We start from the raw sequence: 15,677 nt of genomic DNA, 5'->3' as shown, positions 1-15,677 counted from the left end.
GTTATCATGAAACGTCATTTTGCTGTAGCGTTGCTTCTTTTCGCTTCCCTTGGTATTGCCAGCCCTGCTTTTGCGGGCCTCAGCCTCGAGGAACATGAGGCACGTGCAAAAACCATGACGGTGCGCGAAGCCTATGCAGCCTATGAGGAATGGGTGACGAAAGAGTCGCGTTACTATGCCGAGCCCTACGCACATCGCGTTTATTCATTGCTCAAAGAAGCAGCGGCCCTGGACGAAAAGCATGCCAAAAATCTCGCGCAGGCCAGCTTGAATTATGGTCGCCTGCTCTTGTCTGTAAACAAGCGCGAACAAGCTGAAGAAATCCTTGAGGAAGCCTTGGTACTTTTTCAGAACCAGTATGGAAATGATGCTCCAGAGGTTATTGATCCACTGATGGATCTCGGCCATGCAGAGACAAAGTTTCTGAGCGGGAAAACGGGCGGGAAATATTATCGACGCGCTGTTGAAATAGCTGAAAAGCTGGAAGGGGAAGATTCCGCCCTCGTCGGCCAGCTTTATTATGAGATGGCCGAGCAGCAACTGGTTATGGGCGCAGGAAAACGTAATCTGGCGGTCAGCAATCTTAAAAAAGCCTACAAGATTTTCCAGGCGACACTGGGTGAAAATCACGGCCGCACAGCCTTGGCAAGCTACCGCCTTGGCGAGCTGAAAAAGCTGGATAGGCGGTATGATGATGCAGCAGAGTTTCTGGAAGCCGCTGTAAGGGTCTATGATAGCGGCGCACCTAACGAACGCCTGACACAAAGAATGCATGCGCTATTGGTGGAGACTTATGAAAAAATGGGCGAAAGCGACTTGGCCACCAAGCATTGCCAGGCCGTTGGCCGCATCAAGGAAGCCAATCGGGATCCTGTGGAAACAGGTGAAAGTTACGAGCCGCTGTTCCTTGCCCAGCCCAAATACCCTGTATCGGCACAACGTAGAGGCCTTGAGGGCACAGTGGTGCTTGAACTGACCGTCACCAAGGATGGGCGCACCAGTGATTTTCGCGTCATGGAACGATATGGCCCCGATGCCTTCGTAAAGGCCTCCATTGATGCCGCCAAAAAATTTAGATACTCCGCGCGACATGAAAATGGTCAGCCAGTAGACACAACTGGGGTCAAATACCGCTTTGCGTTCCATCTGGCTGATTAGGCGTTACTGCGCCCTGGCAGACTACAGTCAAATCTGTGGCACCACCCGGCAGGAACAGAATTTCGTGCGGGAATCCGCCGTTTGAGGGCAGTCTGCCAATTTTGGGCTTCCATCCTTGTGCCCCCTCGCCTACTCTGCCGGGCAAATAACACAAGATAACTCTGGGGAGAGGACGTGTTTCAGTTAAAGCGTATTCTGGCAGCCACGCTGGCCAGCTTGGCATTCACCGCACCATTGATGGCTCAAGATAGCGACACCCGCAGCGGTTTCGTGCAGATGTTGGCCGACGGAATAAACGCCCTCGGCGACTTCGTTTTCAGCACGATCAATATCTTCGGCTTGGAAGTGGAATGGATCGTCGCCTTCCTCGCCCTGCCGATGATTATCCTCACCCTCTATTTCGGTTTTGTGAACGTCACCAGCTTTAAACGCGCGTGGCGGATTGTAAAAGGCGACTATCACGACGATAGCGCGGATGGTGAAGTGACCCAGTTCCAGGCCCTTGCCACCGCCCTTTCGGGCACTGTTGGCTTGGGTAACATCGCCGGTGTGGCCGTAGCCATCTCAACCGGCGGTCCCGGCGCCACTTTCTGGATGGTGCTGATTGGCTTCTGCGCCATGACGCTGAAGTTCGCGGAATGTACGCTTGGCGTAAAATACCGCGACGTACGCGCTGATGGCACCGTGGCTGGCGGCCCAATGTATTATCTGGAACGTGGTCTGAAAACGCGCGGCGCGGGCTGGAGTAAAACTGGCAAATTCCTGGCGTGGAGCTATGCCCTTCTGGCGCTACCAACCCTGCTACAAGTGGCGCAGGTGAATCAGTCTTTTGAAGCTGTTGCGGCTGTTACCGGCATCGACAGCGAGCCCAGCCGGTGGGGATTCGGCGTTATCATGGCGTTGCTTACAGCCATCGTTATTATTGGTGGTATCAAGTCTATCGCAAGCGTGACCGCGCGCCTCGTACCGGCGATGGCAGGCATCTATATTGTTGGCGCCCTGATCATCATTGGCTCACACATCACGGAAGTTCCAGCTGCATTCGTTACCATCTTTGAATCCGCCTTCTCGCTTGAGGCGGGCATGGGTGGCCTGATTGGCACGATCATCATTGCCATGCAGCGTGCAGTTTATTCCACCGAAGCAGGCCTTGGGTCCGCCACCATGGCGCACGCCGCAGCCAAAACCAACGAGCCCGTCTCCGAAGGCATGGTTGCGTTGATGGAACCTTTCGTTGATACCGTTGTCGTGTCCACCATGACCGCGCTTGTGATCGTTATCACCGGTGTCTACCTCGACCAATCAGGTGCGGCTGGCATTTCTCTGACATCCACAGCATTTGGCAGCGTAATCAGCTGGTTCCCATGGGTACTTGCTGTTGCGGCCTTCCTGTTCGCCTACTCCACCATCATCAGCTGGGGCTACTATTCCGGAAAGGTATGGGAGTTTCTGTTTGGGGGCAGCAATCAGTCCATGAACCTGTTCAAAATCATTTTCTGTGTCGCTCTGGTTCCGGGCGCTGTGTTCTCTGTATCTGAAGTCTATACACTGATGGACAGCATGTTCTTCCTGATGGCGGTCCCCAATGTGATCGGTATCTATCTGATGGCCCCTGAGCTTAAGCGCGACCTGAAGGATTATCTGGCGCGCCTGAGGTCCGGCGAAATCAAAGCGAACACTTAATCGGTCTGCCGCGTCGGTTTTGGGCTGGCACGGCTTTCCAACTTCTGGAGCAAGTCCATGCGTTATTTGATGGTATGTTTTCTCTTTCTGGCCGCCTGCTCTGCCCCGCTTGCAGCAGATGAAGCCGACAGAATCGCTGTGAACAACGCCTTGGACAACTTCCACAACGCAGCCGCAGGCGCTGACTGGGAAACCTATTTCGGCCTGATGAGCGACGATGCCATCTTCCTGGGCACAGACGCATCTGAGCGCTGGGACAAGCCAACTTTTGAAGCTTACGCCCGCCCAACGAACGGCTGGACCTATACGGTTCGCGAGCGGCACGTCAATTTTGCGCCTGACGGCAACACAGCCTGGTTCGACGAACTGCTGGATAACGCAAAATATGGCACCAGCCGGGGTACAGGTGTGCTGATTCGCACAAATGGCGGCTGGAAAATTTCTCAGTACCATCTCACCTTCCCGCTGCCGAATGATCTGGCAAAGGGAATCACTGAACAGATTCAGGCATTTGAAGAGCGGCAAAAAGCAGGCCAAGAATAGGTCAGCAGCCTTGTCTTGAACCGGCAGCAATCGCGCCTCATGATTTCTTCACTAGTGGGTTCCAGCTGAGGGAAGAGGAGGCGTGTATGCCCGTTTCCGGTGTTTTGGGGCGTTTACTTGAGTATTGGCACACTTTGCCGCGCGACGCAGGCGCGGCCTTGCCCAGAAAATGTGTGCTGCATCCAACCGATTTGCACGAGTTGCTGCCACGCATCTCGCTGATGAAGCGTATTGACCGCTATGACGTGCAGGTGTCCATGATCGGCACGTCCGAAGACAGCCTGTGGCAAACGCCGATCGCAGGTATCAATGCATTTGACCTGACAACACCCAACATGCGCGAAAACACGGCCCGCCTCTATGAAGCCATTCTTGACCAGCCCAGCGGCGTGCAGATGCAGGAAACCGTCATGCGGCGAAACGGCGACAGCACTGAAGTGGAATCGCTCTATCTGCCGCTTGCGGACGAGATCGGCGCCCCGACATATATCATCGGCTGTTCGGTTTACCTGAAACAGCCACGCTATGGCCGGATCAATGACCGCCTGATGCTGGACCACCAGAAAGTATCGAACATTGAATTCATCGATCTCGGCCAGGGCAAGCCGTTGGTGACATTTGAAAAACCGGCACCGCGCCCACGTCCCGTCGTGGAAAGCCGCTGGTGGGACCGATTCATGCCCTCAAAGCCAAGGCCCGGCAGCGACAACCTGCTGGATGCTTGAAGGTCCTCCTGAAGGATGGTCGGGAGACAGGTGCCAAGGATATTCCCACGGATATTCGCTTTGACACTGACGCTCCCGCGCCATCTTCGGGCGGCTTCAGCCCATTTTCTGCACCATCTTGAACAAGAGGTTCGGGAAGAAGCGTTTCACCCACAGCGCTTTCATCTCGCTGCCCTCGCCCACAGGAATTTCCTTCCGCCCCTTCTTGAAGCCCTTCATAATCACGCGGGCACAGGCGTCCACGTCCATGCCGCCGGCGATGTTCTGGTCCACTTTCGCAAACTCTGAACCATCGCCCTTGAGGGCGTGCTTGGCGATGTTTGTGCGGATAAACCCCGGTGTGATGGTGGTAACCGAAATACCGTCTTTCGCCACCTCTGCCCGCAGCGCATCGAAAAAGCCCATCATGGCGTGCTTCGCCGCACAGTATCCAGTGCGCTGTGATACGCCAATCTTGCCCGCAACCGATGCTGTCACAGCCAGGTGGCCGCTCTTCTGCTCCAACATAACCGGCAGCACCAGTTTGGTGAGTGCGATCTGACCAAACACATCTACTTCGAACAGGCGACGGTAGGTTGCCATTTCCGTATCGACACATAGCGACCGCTGGGAAATGCCCGCGTTATTGATCAGCATATCGATCCGGCTCGTGAAGGCTTTGGCCTCAGCAACCTTGCCCGGCAGCGAAGCTTCATCCGTGACATCAAGGGGGAGTACAAGCATGTCTCCGCCCTGTGCGCCTTCTGCGATGCAGGCTTCACGCACACGCTCCAGTTCTTCAGCGCGCCTAGCGGACAGGATGAGTTTGGCCCCCTCCTTCGCGAACTGATGAGCAAGCGCCTCGCCAATACCGGACGATGCGCCCGTGATCCAAACTGTTTGGCCCTCGAACATGATTGTCTCCCCTTGCGAACCTTTGGAATAATAATAAGGCGAAAGCCGCCAGCTTCAAATGACCTATACCTTAAAGAAGGGAAATTCCCTTTGCAAAACCAATAGCTTCCCTTAGGTTAGGCGGGGATCGGAGCAGACAATATGCAGTTTCAGACACCGACCATAACAGGCCTTGTCGGCGCCGCGTTTCAGGCGGCAAAAGCCAGAACAGAGCTGTTGATTCTGCTGGCCCTGCTGGCGGGTATCGGCAGCAGCATTGTCTATGCGCCGGCTGCTACAATTCTAGAGAATCTGATCGAAATCTATCCAGAGAATGTGGTCGAAGTCTATCCAGACACGGGCACTCCAAGCGAAAGAGATGAGGAAATTGCCTCTGTTGTCAATCAAGGGTTATCTACCCTGTTGCTGGGCCATTTGGCGGCTACAGCAGTGTCTACTTTCTTGTTAATCCCCTTTGCCCGGGCGTCCGCCCCAGGCAACCTTGTCCCTGCTGCAGGCGGCATGCGCGCCTTCATGATCCGCGGGCTACGGTCCTTCCTTCACATGGTTGCTGCAAATGGCATCAGCATTTTGGTAGCTTTTTTTGCCCTGTCACTGATTGTGGGACTCGCCGCAGCTCTAGGGCCGCTTACAAACGCTGTGGCCATTGTGGCTGCCGGTTTTGTGATGTGGACCTCAATTGTCTTGACCAGCACAGCTCATCTCGCGATCGCGGCGGAAGCACGCGACCGGCGGGAAACATTGCCGTCCGCTTTTGTGCGCGCCCGGCTTTTCATGGTTCCTATCGCCGCGTCACTCGCGATCCTGTTCCTGCTTACCACCCTGCTTTACCTTACAGTGGGCAGCATGGCCATCAATCTGGTTCCGGAAGAATTTGAATTTCGTATGGCGCTAATTGTGGCTGGCTTTGTCGCCTACCTGACCTCAGCCCTGCATGTCGCCGCACTCTACAAAGTTCCTGACTTTCGCGACCTGCGCCCTTCTTAATCGGTTTCACCATTCCAGCGAAACGCTGGGCTGCGTTTCTCAAGAAAGGCTCTGACCCCTTCGGCCGCATCCGAGGCGCTGTGGGCGTCCTTGAACATTTTTGCAGTAACCCCATCGTCGTCGTGCTGGCCGTCAAGGATAAGACGGATGGTTTGCTTGATGCCCCGCACCGAATATTGCGACACCTGCGCCATCTGGTGCGCAAAGCCGAGGGTCTTTTCCGATAGCTCTTCAGCCGGAAAAATTTCGTCCACCAGGCCGATGCGCAGAGCCTCCTCCGCGTCCACTACCCTGCCGGTGAACAGCATGCTTTTTGCCTTCGCGGGCCCGACAAGGTCCATGAGCTGTTTGGTATCATTGAGCGGGTATATCAGCCCCAGCTTGGCGGGTGTGATGCCGAACCTCGCCGTATTGGCGGCAAATCGCATATCGCAGTGGATGGCAATGCCGCACCCACCGCCCATGCAGGCGCCGGACACCTGGGCAATGGTCGGCTTCTTGGCACGCGCCAGCGTCCGCTGCGCATCCCGGATAGCCAGGCGGTTGCTTTCCTGACGCTCTGGTGAGCCACCGATCTGCTCGAGCTCCGCGATATCAGCGCCCGCAGAGAAAGCCTTGTCGCTTGATGAACATACAATGATCACCCGCACATCCGGATCAGCGTCAAGCTGCGCTACAGCATGCGGGATAGACGCCCACATGGCTTCCGACATGGCGTTTCGCTTGTCGGGCCGATTGAGCACCAGGCGGCCGATGGCACCATCCTTTTCAAGAAATACTGGGCTTGTTGGATCGTTCAGGTCGGTCATGCGGTTCTACTTTCCTTGAAACAAGTTTTGCTGGCCTTAAAACAGGCTGTGCTGGCGTTCCTGCTCAGGTGCCTCAATACATTCTGGCCCCTCGGAACGGACATCATTCATGCGGCTGCTGACCATACGCCACTCAAAGGCGGTCTCGGGCATGAAGTCGAAACTTTCAAGAAAGCCACGCGGCAACGGGTCATGGGGCTTTAGCCAGGCATCATATTGGCCGGGCTTTACCACCAGCGGCATACGGCTGTGCAAACTACGCATTGGCCCGAGCGTAGGACCTGTCAGGATCGCCATCGTCTCCAGCCAATGGTCGCCTGTTGGGCCATGCCAGGTGGTCCAGATGCCGGCAAAAGCCTGTAAGCCGCCGCCAACCGGCGTAATCAGGAACGGCTGCTTTCGTCCCTGCAGGCTTTTCCACTCAAACCAGCCGTCAAAGGGCACCAGACAGCGCGTCCGCTTCATTGGAGAGCGGAACGATGGCTTTTCGATCACCGTTTCCATCCGCGCATTAATCAGCGGCTTGTCGCCCCGCTCCTTCTTCCATTCCGGCACCAGCCCCCATTCCACGGCAGCAAGCTCGCGCCTGCCGCCCTCAGCGTTCCTGACAATCAGCACAGGCTGGTTGGGGGCAATATTGTAGCGCGGGGGAATATGAGCATCTGCACGCACGCCGAAGGTTTTTATCATCGCATCCTTGGGCGATGTCATCAGATAGCGTCCACACATAAAGCCTTGCCTCTTTTGCCTTCCGCACCCATTGTTGGGACCATGTCCAAAGAAATAGCATGCTTATGACCGAAGCAAGTGAAAAGCCGGAGGTTAGGGAAAATCCCACTCGCCCCATCGTTGGTGTCGGCGCTGTGGTGATGAACGGCGACAATGTGCTCTTGATTAAGCGGGGCAAGCCCCCCAAGAAAAATGAGTGGAGCCTGCCTGGCGGGGCCCAGATGCTGGGCGAAACCACCTATGATGCAGTTGCGCGCGAAGTGCTGGAGGAAACCGGCCTCGTTATCCAGCCCACCTGCCTTCTGGACGTGGTCGATTATATCGACCGGGCACCTGATGGCTCGCTCGAATTTCACTATACGTTGATTGATTATCTTGCGCTCACGACAGACAGCCACCCAGTTGCGGGAACAGATGCGGTCGATGCCCGCTTTTTCCCTCTTGATGAAGCCCTTGCCCTTCCGCTATGGACAGAAACCCGCCGCCTGATCGAACTGGCGGCAGACAAGATGCGACAGCTTAGCGAAAGGCACTAACCATGACCGACAATAAACCATCCTCCCGCAGTGCGATTGGGATGCTGGCCCTGATTTTCGGTCTGATGGCCTATGCTTTCCTGGCGGCTGCCATAGGCGGCAAGCTGGCGGAAAGCTCAGTCGCGATCCAGAGCGTCTATTATCTTGTGGCAGGCCTTTTGTGGATCTGGCCCGCCAAAAAGCTCATCTACTGGATGGGCGGCAAGAAACCGGAATAGACAAAATAAAAGCCGCGACACTTGGTATCGCGGCTTTCTGGTTTTGATCCGGCCCGTTTTAGGTGCCAGGGAACTTATAATCCTTGAACTGGTCGCGCAGGTCCTTTTTGGAAATCTTGCCGGTGGCAGTGTGCGGAATCTCATCCACCATCACCACATCATCAGGCAACCACCATTTGACAACACGGGTTTCAAGGAAGGCGTTCATATCTTCGGTAGTGACCGTCTTGCCCTTTTCCGGCACAACGATCATCAGCGGACGTTCGTCCCATTTCGGGTGACGCATACCGATAACAGCTGCTTCCACCACGTCAGGATGCGCAACGGCCTCATTCTCGAGATCGATTGAACTGATCCATTCTCCGCCAGACTTGATCACATCCTTGGCGCGGTCAGTGATCTGCATATAGCCGTATTCATCAATGCAGGCGATGTCACCGGTGTCGAACCAGTTGTCGTCATCCAAGATCTTGCCACTGTCGCCCTTATAGTAGCTGTCGATCACCCATGGGCCACGCACCATCACGCGGCCAGAGGTCTTGCCGTCGCGCGGCATGATGTTGCCGTCATCGTCCTTGATGCACATCTCAACACCCAGAACCGACCGGCCCTGTTTGGTCTGAACATCCAGCTTTTCTTCTGGCGACAGGTTCGCAACAGCTGCGTTTTCACTGCCTAGGCTGCCTAGTGGGCTGGTTTCCGTCATGCCCCATGCGTGGTTCACGCGAACACCGTATTTTTCCTGGAAAGTTTTGATCATGCTTCTGGGCACGGCGGACCCGCCAATTGTAACAATTCCCAGCTTACCCATGTCCTTGCCCGTTGTTTCAAGATACTTGAGCATACCGGACCATACGGTGGGCACTGCTGCAGTTACAGTCACTTCCTCGTCCATGATCAGTTTGTGCAGCACGTCAGGTTCATGGTGCGGGCCGTTAAAGGCGATCTTCGCGCCCGTGGCCGCCGCCGCATATGGGATACCCCAGCTGTTTGCATGGAACATCGGCACAACCGGCAAAATGGTCGACAGGGATGAAATCCCCAGCGTATCCCCGGAAATTGCCAGCAGTGTATGCAGGAAATTAGACCTGTGGCTATAGAGAACCCCTTTCGGGTGGCCAGTCGTTCCGGATGTGTAACAAAGACCGCAAGCGGTATTCTCATCGAACGTCGGCCAGCTGTAGTTGCCGTCTTCCGCATCCAGCAGCTCCTCGTACGACAGCGCATTCGGCAGCTTGGTATCCGGCATGTGGTCGCGACCAACCATGATCACATAATGCTCAATGGTCTTGAGATGTTCATGGATCGCTTCAATCAGCGGCACAAAGGTGATGTCCAGCATCAGCACTTTGTCTTCTGCGTGGTTCATGATGTAGATCAGCTGTTCCGGGAACAGGCGCGGGTTCACCGTGTGGGTCACTGCCCCCATACCGGAAGCACCGTACCAGATCTCCATATGCCGGTGACTGTTCCAGGCAAGCGTCGCCACACGGTCACCTATGCCGACACCAAGACGCGCCAGCGCCTGCGCGCACTTCTTCGCACGCACAGCACAGTCGCTGTATGTATAGGCAAACTTTCCGCCCTCAGGCAGCAGCCCAACAATCTCGCGGCGCGGATGGTTTATTTCGGCATGCTCCAGGAATTTGGATACCAGCAACGGCCAGTCTTGCATCTGTCCAAGCACTTAGACTTCTCCCCATAATCGAAAACAAAACGCCGCTGCCTTCCCAAACAGCGGTAGATTCAGGCGTTTGTTTGACTATAGGTCTGCACCAACGCTTTTCAAACGCTTTGTGACGCTTTTTCGTCAGCCTTGGGTGACTTCAAGCGTGCAGCTATCCAACTGATGCGGGTCATCAGGGTCTGCGCGGAACGCCGCATGATCGACCACACCATCCTTTGCCGCTGTGATCAACCACACCCATCCCCGCTCAACCGATTGTGCTTTGTCCGCATCGGACGGTCTGGCGACGCCATTGGGGTGGCTGTGCCAGACGCCGACAATCTGTGGCCCACCTGCCCGCGCCGCCTTCTGCATCAGTATGTGCATACCGGGATCAATCTCGAAACTGGTTTCCGGGTTACCTTCGGTGACATTCTCGGTCACAACGGCTTGGGTGATGGTAACAACACCTCCTGCCGCCTCCCCCAGAAGAAGGGCACACGCTTCATGGGGCTCAGCCTGCCAGGCCGTCCGCTCCAGCATTTCCACAAGGGTGGTGCTCAGCCGGACCGTTACTGCTTCTGCCATACCAGCGGCACATCCACTTTGGCCTGTTCGCCCGTCAGGCGGTTCAACGTAACGATGGTGTCACCTTCGTTAGAGCGGAAATGGAATATCATTTCAGCGCCCTCGGCACTAACGGACACAAGCGTCGCGCCCACCGGCCGTTCAACAGAGAAATCGCCGTAAGACCGCGCAGGTACTGCAGCAGGTTCGGCAACCACGGGACCGGCATCCCCTTCATCCATCAGGCTTTCAGCGGCACGTTCGGAGATTTTGTAGACCATCAAGCCAACCATCGCGAGAATGGCAATTCCAAGCCCGATCACTAAGAGCTTCATGCCGGTATGCTTCGGCACTGCCTCTTCTTCAGCCCCCGAAACCGGAGCACCTTCATTCTGGGGCGTGACTTTTTCGTCTTGTGGCATCATAAGATGTCTCCATGAGCGACACATTCAAAATCGATATCGGGCCGGACCAGGTCGGCAGCCGCCTTGATAAAGTGCTTGCGGACGCAATGCCAGACATTTCGCGTTCCCGCCTCAAGGCCCTGATTGAAGGCGGCCAGGTTCTTGAGCTGCATTCAGGCGGCAAGATCAGCGCATCGCGCAAGATAAAAGCGGGTGAAAGCTACCAGGTCAATATCCCTGCACCCGAGGACCCAGAGCCGCAGGCTGAAGACATCCCGCTTGATATCGTATTCGAGGACGAGCACCTTATTGTCGTCAACAAAGCGCCAGGCATGGTGGTCCATCCGGCGGCAGGCAGCCCATCCGGCACGCTTGTAAACGCACTTCTGCACCACTGTCATGGCAGCCTGAGCGGCATCGGCGGCGTGAAGCGCCCGGGCATTGTGCACCGCATCGACAAGGATACAAGCGGCCTTCTGGTGGTCGCCAAACATGACAAGGCCCACAACGGCCTTGCGGAACAGTTCGCCGACCATTCCATCGAACGGTTATATACTGCTGTGTGCAAGGGGCACCCTGTGCCGCCAAGTGGGCGGATCGAAGGCAATATCGCGCGCCATCCGGTCGACAGGAAGCGCATGGCCGTCACGGACCACGGCGGCAAATGGGCGGCGACCCATTACCGCACCCAGGCGCACTTCGCCCAAAACGGCATCGCCATCGCAAGCCTGATCGAATGCCAACTTGAAACCGGACGCACCCATCAGGTGCGTGTCCACATGGCCCATATTGGCCACCCGCTGGTGGGAGACCCCGTTTACGCGCGTTCAACCGTGCCGGGCAGCATCAAAGGCGCAGCGCGTGCAGCGCTCCAGTCCTTCAAGCGTCAGGCGCTCCACGCCCGCCTGCTCGGTTTTCAGCACCCAATCACCGGTGAGACCTTTAAATTCGAGAGCGACTTACCATATGACATGAAAGAGCTTTTGGAGACACTGGCACCCTACCGGGTGTAGGTGCCTCTTTTTTGCGTGTTTGACGAGGACCAGAAAGCCGCAGTAAACTAAGCGGCAAACAATAAAAGCGGTTAGGGATAGGAATATGTCGACTCCAAGTAACTTGCCCACTTTGTCACCTGAAGGCAGCCTGAGCCAATACCTGCAGGACATCCGGAAATTCCCGATGCTCGCGCAGGAAGAGGAATATATGCTGGCCAAGGCCTGGACCGAGCATGAGGACCGCGAGGCTGCCCACAAACTGGTAACCAGTCACCTGCGCCTTGTGGCAAAAATTGCCATGGGATACCGCGGTTACGGCCTGCCTGTCGCAGACCTGATCGCAGAAGGCAATGTGGGGATGATGCAGGCTGTAAAACGCTTTGACCCCGAAAAAGGCTTCCGTCTGGCTACTTACGCCATGTGGTGGATCAGGGCCGCAATCCAGGAATATATCCTGCGCAGCTGGTCGCTGGTGAAAATCGGCACCACGGCTGCCCAGAAGAAGCTATTCTTCAATCTGCGCCGCACCAAGGGACAGATCGCAGCGGTCGAGGAAGGTGACCTGACACCAGAGCATGTAGCCAAGATCGCCAAGAAACTTGATGTGCCGGAAGACGATGTCATCAGCATGAACCGTCGCATGTCGGCGATGGACCATTCCCTAAACGCACCGCTGCGTGCCGACGCAGAAGGCGAATGGCAAGACTGGCTGGTGGATGAGAACCCAGACCAGGAAACACTCGTTGCTGACAAGGAAGAGCGAGACCAGCGGCTTGAGCTTCTGGAAAACGCCATGGCGGACCTCAATGATCGCGAGCGGCACATCTTCCAGGAACGCCGCTTGGCGGAACCACCGAAAACGCTTGAGGAACTAAGCCAGGAATATGGTGTCAGCCGCGAACGTGTGCGCCAGATCGAAGTACGGGCATTTGAAAAGGTTCAGAAAGCCATGCGTCTTGCGGCCTCAGAAGCCGGTCTTGGCAATCCGCCCACACACTAGCAAGCGGCCATAATAGCCCTTTAGGCACCAGGGCGGCGCCCCTGCTGAGCCCAGGCAGGCTCTTCCTCGGGCCCGTCCTTATCACCAAGCACGTCCGCACCCCAAAGCTCAATAAGGCCTTGGCGCTGCTGATTCAATGACTTGATGCGCTCCTGCGCCAGACTTTGCAACACGATGGCAGCAACCATAGGTCCAACATGAACGAGCGCGTACCCAACAGCAGAAGCACCATACATAGTGGCTAGGTTGATCGGATTGGCCAGAATGAACATCAACTCCCTGGGCTGATCCATGACAGCGGCAACAAATGGCAACACACCCGCAATATTCATAAAGCCAACGCATTGCACGCGTTCAGCCTTATTGACTCCCTTGGCAGTCAGGCCCAGCACCATAGTTGGTGCCAAGCCGACAATGGCAACACCAACGGCTGGCAAACTGAAGATAGCAAGGCCAATCAGGCCTGCGACCAACAGCGGCCCGAACGCGCTCACCTCCTGGCGTTGGTTGATCCGCCGGCGCATCCGCATTGGTGTAGGTTGCTTTTTCTTCTTCGCCATTCTTTTTCCCACAGGTTCCTTATCTGGGTCGCGTCTATCCAGAGAAGAAGGACATAAATCCTACAAATAACATGACAACAAGGGCAACTAAACGACTGCCGCGCAGCCCTTTCACCCTCGCATCTGGGTCAGTAGGCTGAATCTTGCGCGTAAGCCTGGCCTTTTCCCGGTCCAGTTTCATGAGGGCAGTTCTCGCCTGGGCGAACTCCCGAGAATCCTCAACCTGAATTCGCGACATGTTCAGCTCGCTGGTCAACTTGTGTACGTCACCACTTTTCTTCACCTTTTCGAGGAGTGCACTCACACGCTCCCGGCGTTTCTTGTTCTTCAGTGCCTTCACCGATGTGGACAATCCATCAACCATTTTTTCTGTCAGATTATGCAAGGGCTCAAGCTTGAAACGGCGCTGCAACATACCGAAGAACTCGGCACTCAGGCTGTTCAGTCGCACCGGGTCATTCTGCGCAGCTGCAATCTTGTTGAAGTCTCGCTCAAGGTCACTGCCGTGTGCTGTACAGAATGCAGCGATGTGACGGTCCAACAATACGCTTTTCAGCTGCCCCGTTGCGGCAAGGCGGTCCAGCGCCCTCATCATCTGCTTGATAGACCCGATCCAGACATTGTTGAAGCGCTGGCTGACGCAGGGCAAAATCGGGTTCATGGCATAAAGAACCCGCTCCATGCCACGTCCGAGCGACTTGCTGCTGCCATGAATCATGATTGGCCGCAGGCCACGCACCTGTGTCATGAAGCGCTCATTGCGCTCACCACAGATTTCCGCCAGTGCGTTGAGGAACCTTTCATCGAACAAGTCCAGGATCACACCAATCAGATCACGGTCTTCGCGGGAAAAGGCGTCAGCAAGGGCAGACGGCAATCCATCAAGAAAGAAAGAATGCCCCTTGAAACGGACTGGCCCCGTAGGGTGCAGGAACATACAGACCCGGGCAACCATTTTATAGTCATCTGGCCGTGTGCCACCAAGCCCGCCGCCTGGCACGACATTGAGCGTCGCTTCGAGCCGCTCGGTCAATATCTCGTCACGGAAGGACAATTGCACCCAAGCCGGGAAATCGATTCCCTTCAGAAAGTTTGCTGCCTCCCGCGGGTCACGTGCGAAAGCATCGGCCAGGAGCCTTCGGTCCACATAGGCCACGCCCTTGAAGCTGGTGGGCCGGTTCATGGACCAGGCCTTCATGCTTGTCCGCTTCGGTTTGCCTACGCCCTCGAACCAGTCAAGGATATCTTCCGCGCCCCATCGTTCATCTTCATCATCCGCCATGAGGCCCCGGATCAGGTTCCCCAGAGCGCCAGGTATTTCACGGCCACCCCCCAACGCCCAAAATGAACTCTGGTTGACCCGTGCCATCAATAGACTGTCCCGGTCCTTGCCTTGCCAAAGCGCTTCACCGAAATAAAGGCTCTGCAGGCAGGCGCCCAGCTGGTAAAAATCGCTTTCGATATCGCCATCGCCACGCGCAGTTTCGTCCGCGAGCGCAAGCTTCAGCGGCTCCAGCGCAAAAGGGTGTTTGAAACCCGGCGGGGCGCTATAGCATTCACCGATACAGACTTCGTCACCATCGGGCGCGGCAAAAAACAGGTTGGTAGGCTTGATACTGCGATGGGTAAAGCCACGCTTGTGAACCGCCGCAATTGCCTTCAGCGCTGAAAGGACGATGCTCTGCCTTAGCTTGTTGGTGTTGACGCGCGGATGCACCTTGCCATCCGGTCCGAACAAGGCACCACCGGTTGGACGCTCAAAGATAGTAACCAATCGCTGACGCTGCCCGCCCATATCCAAGTTCATCAGGCCGCGATCAATGGGGTTCACCACATTGGCAACGGGGCGGCTTTTCAAGCTTTTATAGACTTCATTCCGAACAGGAATGGTGGGGTGCTGCACTAGGGCATAGATATCTTTGCCCGGTCGCTCCTTGTCGACAGCCATGAAGGCATCGCCGCCATACGTGGTGAATTCGGGCAGCGGCGCAGACGTCTTCACGTCGTACCGGTCACCGAAAGCGCTCTGACCGCCCGGAACTGGTGTATTATCACCACTCAAGCCCAAATCCCCTTACATGCAAAAGCCGGCGCTCTCGTGCCCCATGACAGCGCTAGACTTCTATTCTGTACCCCGTTATGCGGGAATACAGTTAACATTAAAATCATATTACCTTTAGATGCAATAGTTCCACAAAAAAAA

17 protein-coding genes are annotated in these 15,677 nt (G+C 55.9%); 9 read left to right on the top strand and 8 right to left on the bottom strand.

What is annotated here, in order from left to right; all coding sequences use genetic code 11:
* Nucleotides 1-6: 6 nt before the first annotated feature.
* The 4 genes from KORM41_RS19120 to KORM41_RS19105 all read left to right on the top strand — a co-directional run bounded on the left by KORM41_RS19120 (nucleotide 7) and on the right by KORM41_RS19105 (nucleotide 4,109).
* Complete coding sequence (locus KORM41_RS19120; RefSeq protein ID WP_068152184.1) at nucleotides 7-1,158, top strand: TonB family protein; 1,152 nt, start codon at nucleotides 7-9, stop codon at nucleotides 1,156-1,158.
* A 237-nt stretch (nucleotides 1,159-1,395) separates the two neighbouring features.
* On the top strand, nucleotides 1,396-2,841 hold the full coding sequence (locus KORM41_RS19115; protein WP_068152570.1) for an alanine/glycine:cation symporter family protein: 1,446 nt from the start codon (nucleotides 1,396-1,398) through the stop codon (nucleotides 2,839-2,841).
* A gap of 57 nt (nucleotides 2,842-2,898) precedes the next feature.
* Complete coding sequence (locus KORM41_RS19110) at nucleotides 2,899-3,384, top strand: nuclear transport factor 2 family protein (protein ID WP_068152182.1); 486 nt, start codon at nucleotides 2,899-2,901, stop codon at nucleotides 3,382-3,384.
* 86 nt (nucleotides 3,385-3,470) lie between these two features.
* Entirely contained in the window at nucleotides 3,471-4,109 is a 639-nt protein-coding gene (locus KORM41_RS19105) for a PAS domain-containing protein (RefSeq protein WP_068152180.1), read from the top strand.
* Nucleotides 4,110-4,205: 96 nt separating this feature from the next.
* On the opposite strand, the gene KORM41_RS19100 is transcribed toward KORM41_RS19105, so the two are convergent.
* Complete coding sequence (locus tag KORM41_RS19100) at nucleotides 4,206-5,003, bottom strand: SDR family oxidoreductase (protein WP_068152178.1); 798 nt, start codon at nucleotides 5,001-5,003, stop codon at nucleotides 4,206-4,208.
* Nucleotides 5,004-5,144: 141 nt separating this feature from the next.
* Here KORM41_RS19100 and KORM41_RS19095 point away from each other — a divergent pair, with 141 nt between their 5' ends.
* A complete protein-coding gene (locus tag KORM41_RS19095) occupies nucleotides 5,145-5,990 on the top strand; it encodes a hypothetical protein (RefSeq protein ID WP_068152174.1) in 846 nt (281 codons plus the stop codon).
* Here the strand turns inward: KORM41_RS19095 and KORM41_RS19090 are convergent.
* A complete protein-coding gene (locus KORM41_RS19090) occupies nucleotides 5,987-6,799 on the bottom strand; it encodes an enoyl-CoA hydratase/isomerase family protein (protein WP_068152172.1) in 813 nt (270 codons plus the stop codon). The two genes, KORM41_RS19095 and KORM41_RS19090, sit on opposite strands and share 4 nt — an antisense overlap.
* Nucleotides 6,800-6,835: 36 nt before the next feature.
* Entirely contained in the window at nucleotides 6,836-7,528 is a 693-nt protein-coding gene (locus KORM41_RS19085) for an SOS response-associated peptidase (protein ID WP_068152170.1), read from the bottom strand.
* 65 nt (nucleotides 7,529-7,593) lie between these two features.
* Between KORM41_RS19085 and KORM41_RS19080 the strand changes: the two genes are divergently transcribed.
* Together KORM41_RS19080 and KORM41_RS19075 are read left to right on the top strand one after the other, a co-directional pair.
* Complete coding sequence (locus KORM41_RS19080; protein WP_068152567.1) at nucleotides 7,594-8,064, top strand: NUDIX hydrolase; 471 nt, start codon at nucleotides 7,594-7,596, stop codon at nucleotides 8,062-8,064.
* A 2-nt stretch (nucleotides 8,065-8,066) separates the two neighbouring features.
* On the top strand, nucleotides 8,067-8,282 hold the full coding sequence (locus tag KORM41_RS19075; protein WP_068152168.1) for a DUF2842 domain-containing protein: 216 nt from the start codon (nucleotides 8,067-8,069) through the stop codon (nucleotides 8,280-8,282).
* A 58-nt stretch (nucleotides 8,283-8,340) separates the two neighbouring features.
* Here the strand turns inward: KORM41_RS19075 and KORM41_RS19070 are convergent, their stop codons facing one another.
* The 3 genes from KORM41_RS19070 to KORM41_RS19060 form a co-directional block, all read right to left on the bottom strand.
* Nucleotides 8,341-9,969 (bottom strand): long-chain-fatty-acid--CoA ligase, encoded by a 1,629-nt coding sequence (locus tag KORM41_RS19070; protein ID WP_068152166.1) that lies wholly within the window; start codon nucleotides 9,967-9,969, stop codon nucleotides 8,341-8,343.
* Nucleotides 9,970-10,092: 123 nt separating this feature from the next.
* Nucleotides 10,093-10,536 (bottom strand): M67 family metallopeptidase, encoded by a 444-nt coding sequence (locus KORM41_RS19065; RefSeq protein WP_068152164.1) that lies wholly within the window; start codon nucleotides 10,534-10,536, stop codon nucleotides 10,093-10,095.
* The gene (locus tag KORM41_RS19060) at nucleotides 10,521-10,940 is read right to left on the bottom strand and encodes a hypothetical protein (protein ID WP_068152161.1); all 420 of its coding nucleotides are present in this window, start codon (nucleotides 10,938-10,940) and stop codon (nucleotides 10,521-10,523) included. The genes KORM41_RS19065 and KORM41_RS19060 overlap by 16 nt, the downstream gene beginning before the upstream one ends.
* Nucleotides 10,941-10,951: 11 nt before the next feature.
* On the opposite strand from KORM41_RS19060, the gene KORM41_RS19055 reads away from it, so the two are divergent.
* Together KORM41_RS19055 and rpoH are read left to right on the top strand one after the other, a co-directional pair.
* Nucleotides 10,952-11,932, top strand: a complete 981-nt coding sequence (locus tag KORM41_RS19055; protein WP_068152158.1) for an RluA family pseudouridine synthase — start codon at nucleotides 10,952-10,954, stop codon at nucleotides 11,930-11,932.
* An 85-nt stretch (nucleotides 11,933-12,017) separates the two neighbouring features.
* On the top strand, nucleotides 12,018-12,914 hold the full coding sequence (gene rpoH, locus KORM41_RS19050) for an RNA polymerase sigma factor RpoH (protein ID WP_068152153.1): 897 nt from the start codon (nucleotides 12,018-12,020) through the stop codon (nucleotides 12,912-12,914).
* A 20-nt stretch (nucleotides 12,915-12,934) separates the two neighbouring features.
* On the opposite strand, the gene KORM41_RS19045 is transcribed toward rpoH, so the two are convergent.
* Together KORM41_RS19045 and KORM41_RS19040 are read right to left on the bottom strand one after the other, a co-directional pair.
* Nucleotides 12,935-13,474 carry a hypothetical protein gene (locus KORM41_RS19045; RefSeq protein WP_068152152.1) on the bottom strand — a complete coding sequence of 180 codons (540 nt, stop codon included), beginning with the start codon at nucleotides 13,472-13,474 and terminating at the stop codon, nucleotides 12,935-12,937.
* A gap of 34 nt (nucleotides 13,475-13,508) precedes the next feature.
* Nucleotides 13,509-15,536: a hypothetical protein gene (locus tag KORM41_RS19040; RefSeq protein ID WP_068152144.1), complete on the bottom strand. Its 2,028-nt coding sequence runs from the start codon at nucleotides 15,534-15,536 to the stop codon at nucleotides 13,509-13,511.
* Nucleotides 15,537-15,677: the final 141 nt, after the last annotated feature.

This window comes from Kordiimonas lipolytica, assembly GCF_001550065.1.
This window is presented reverse-complemented; position numbering and strand designations above follow the sequence as displayed.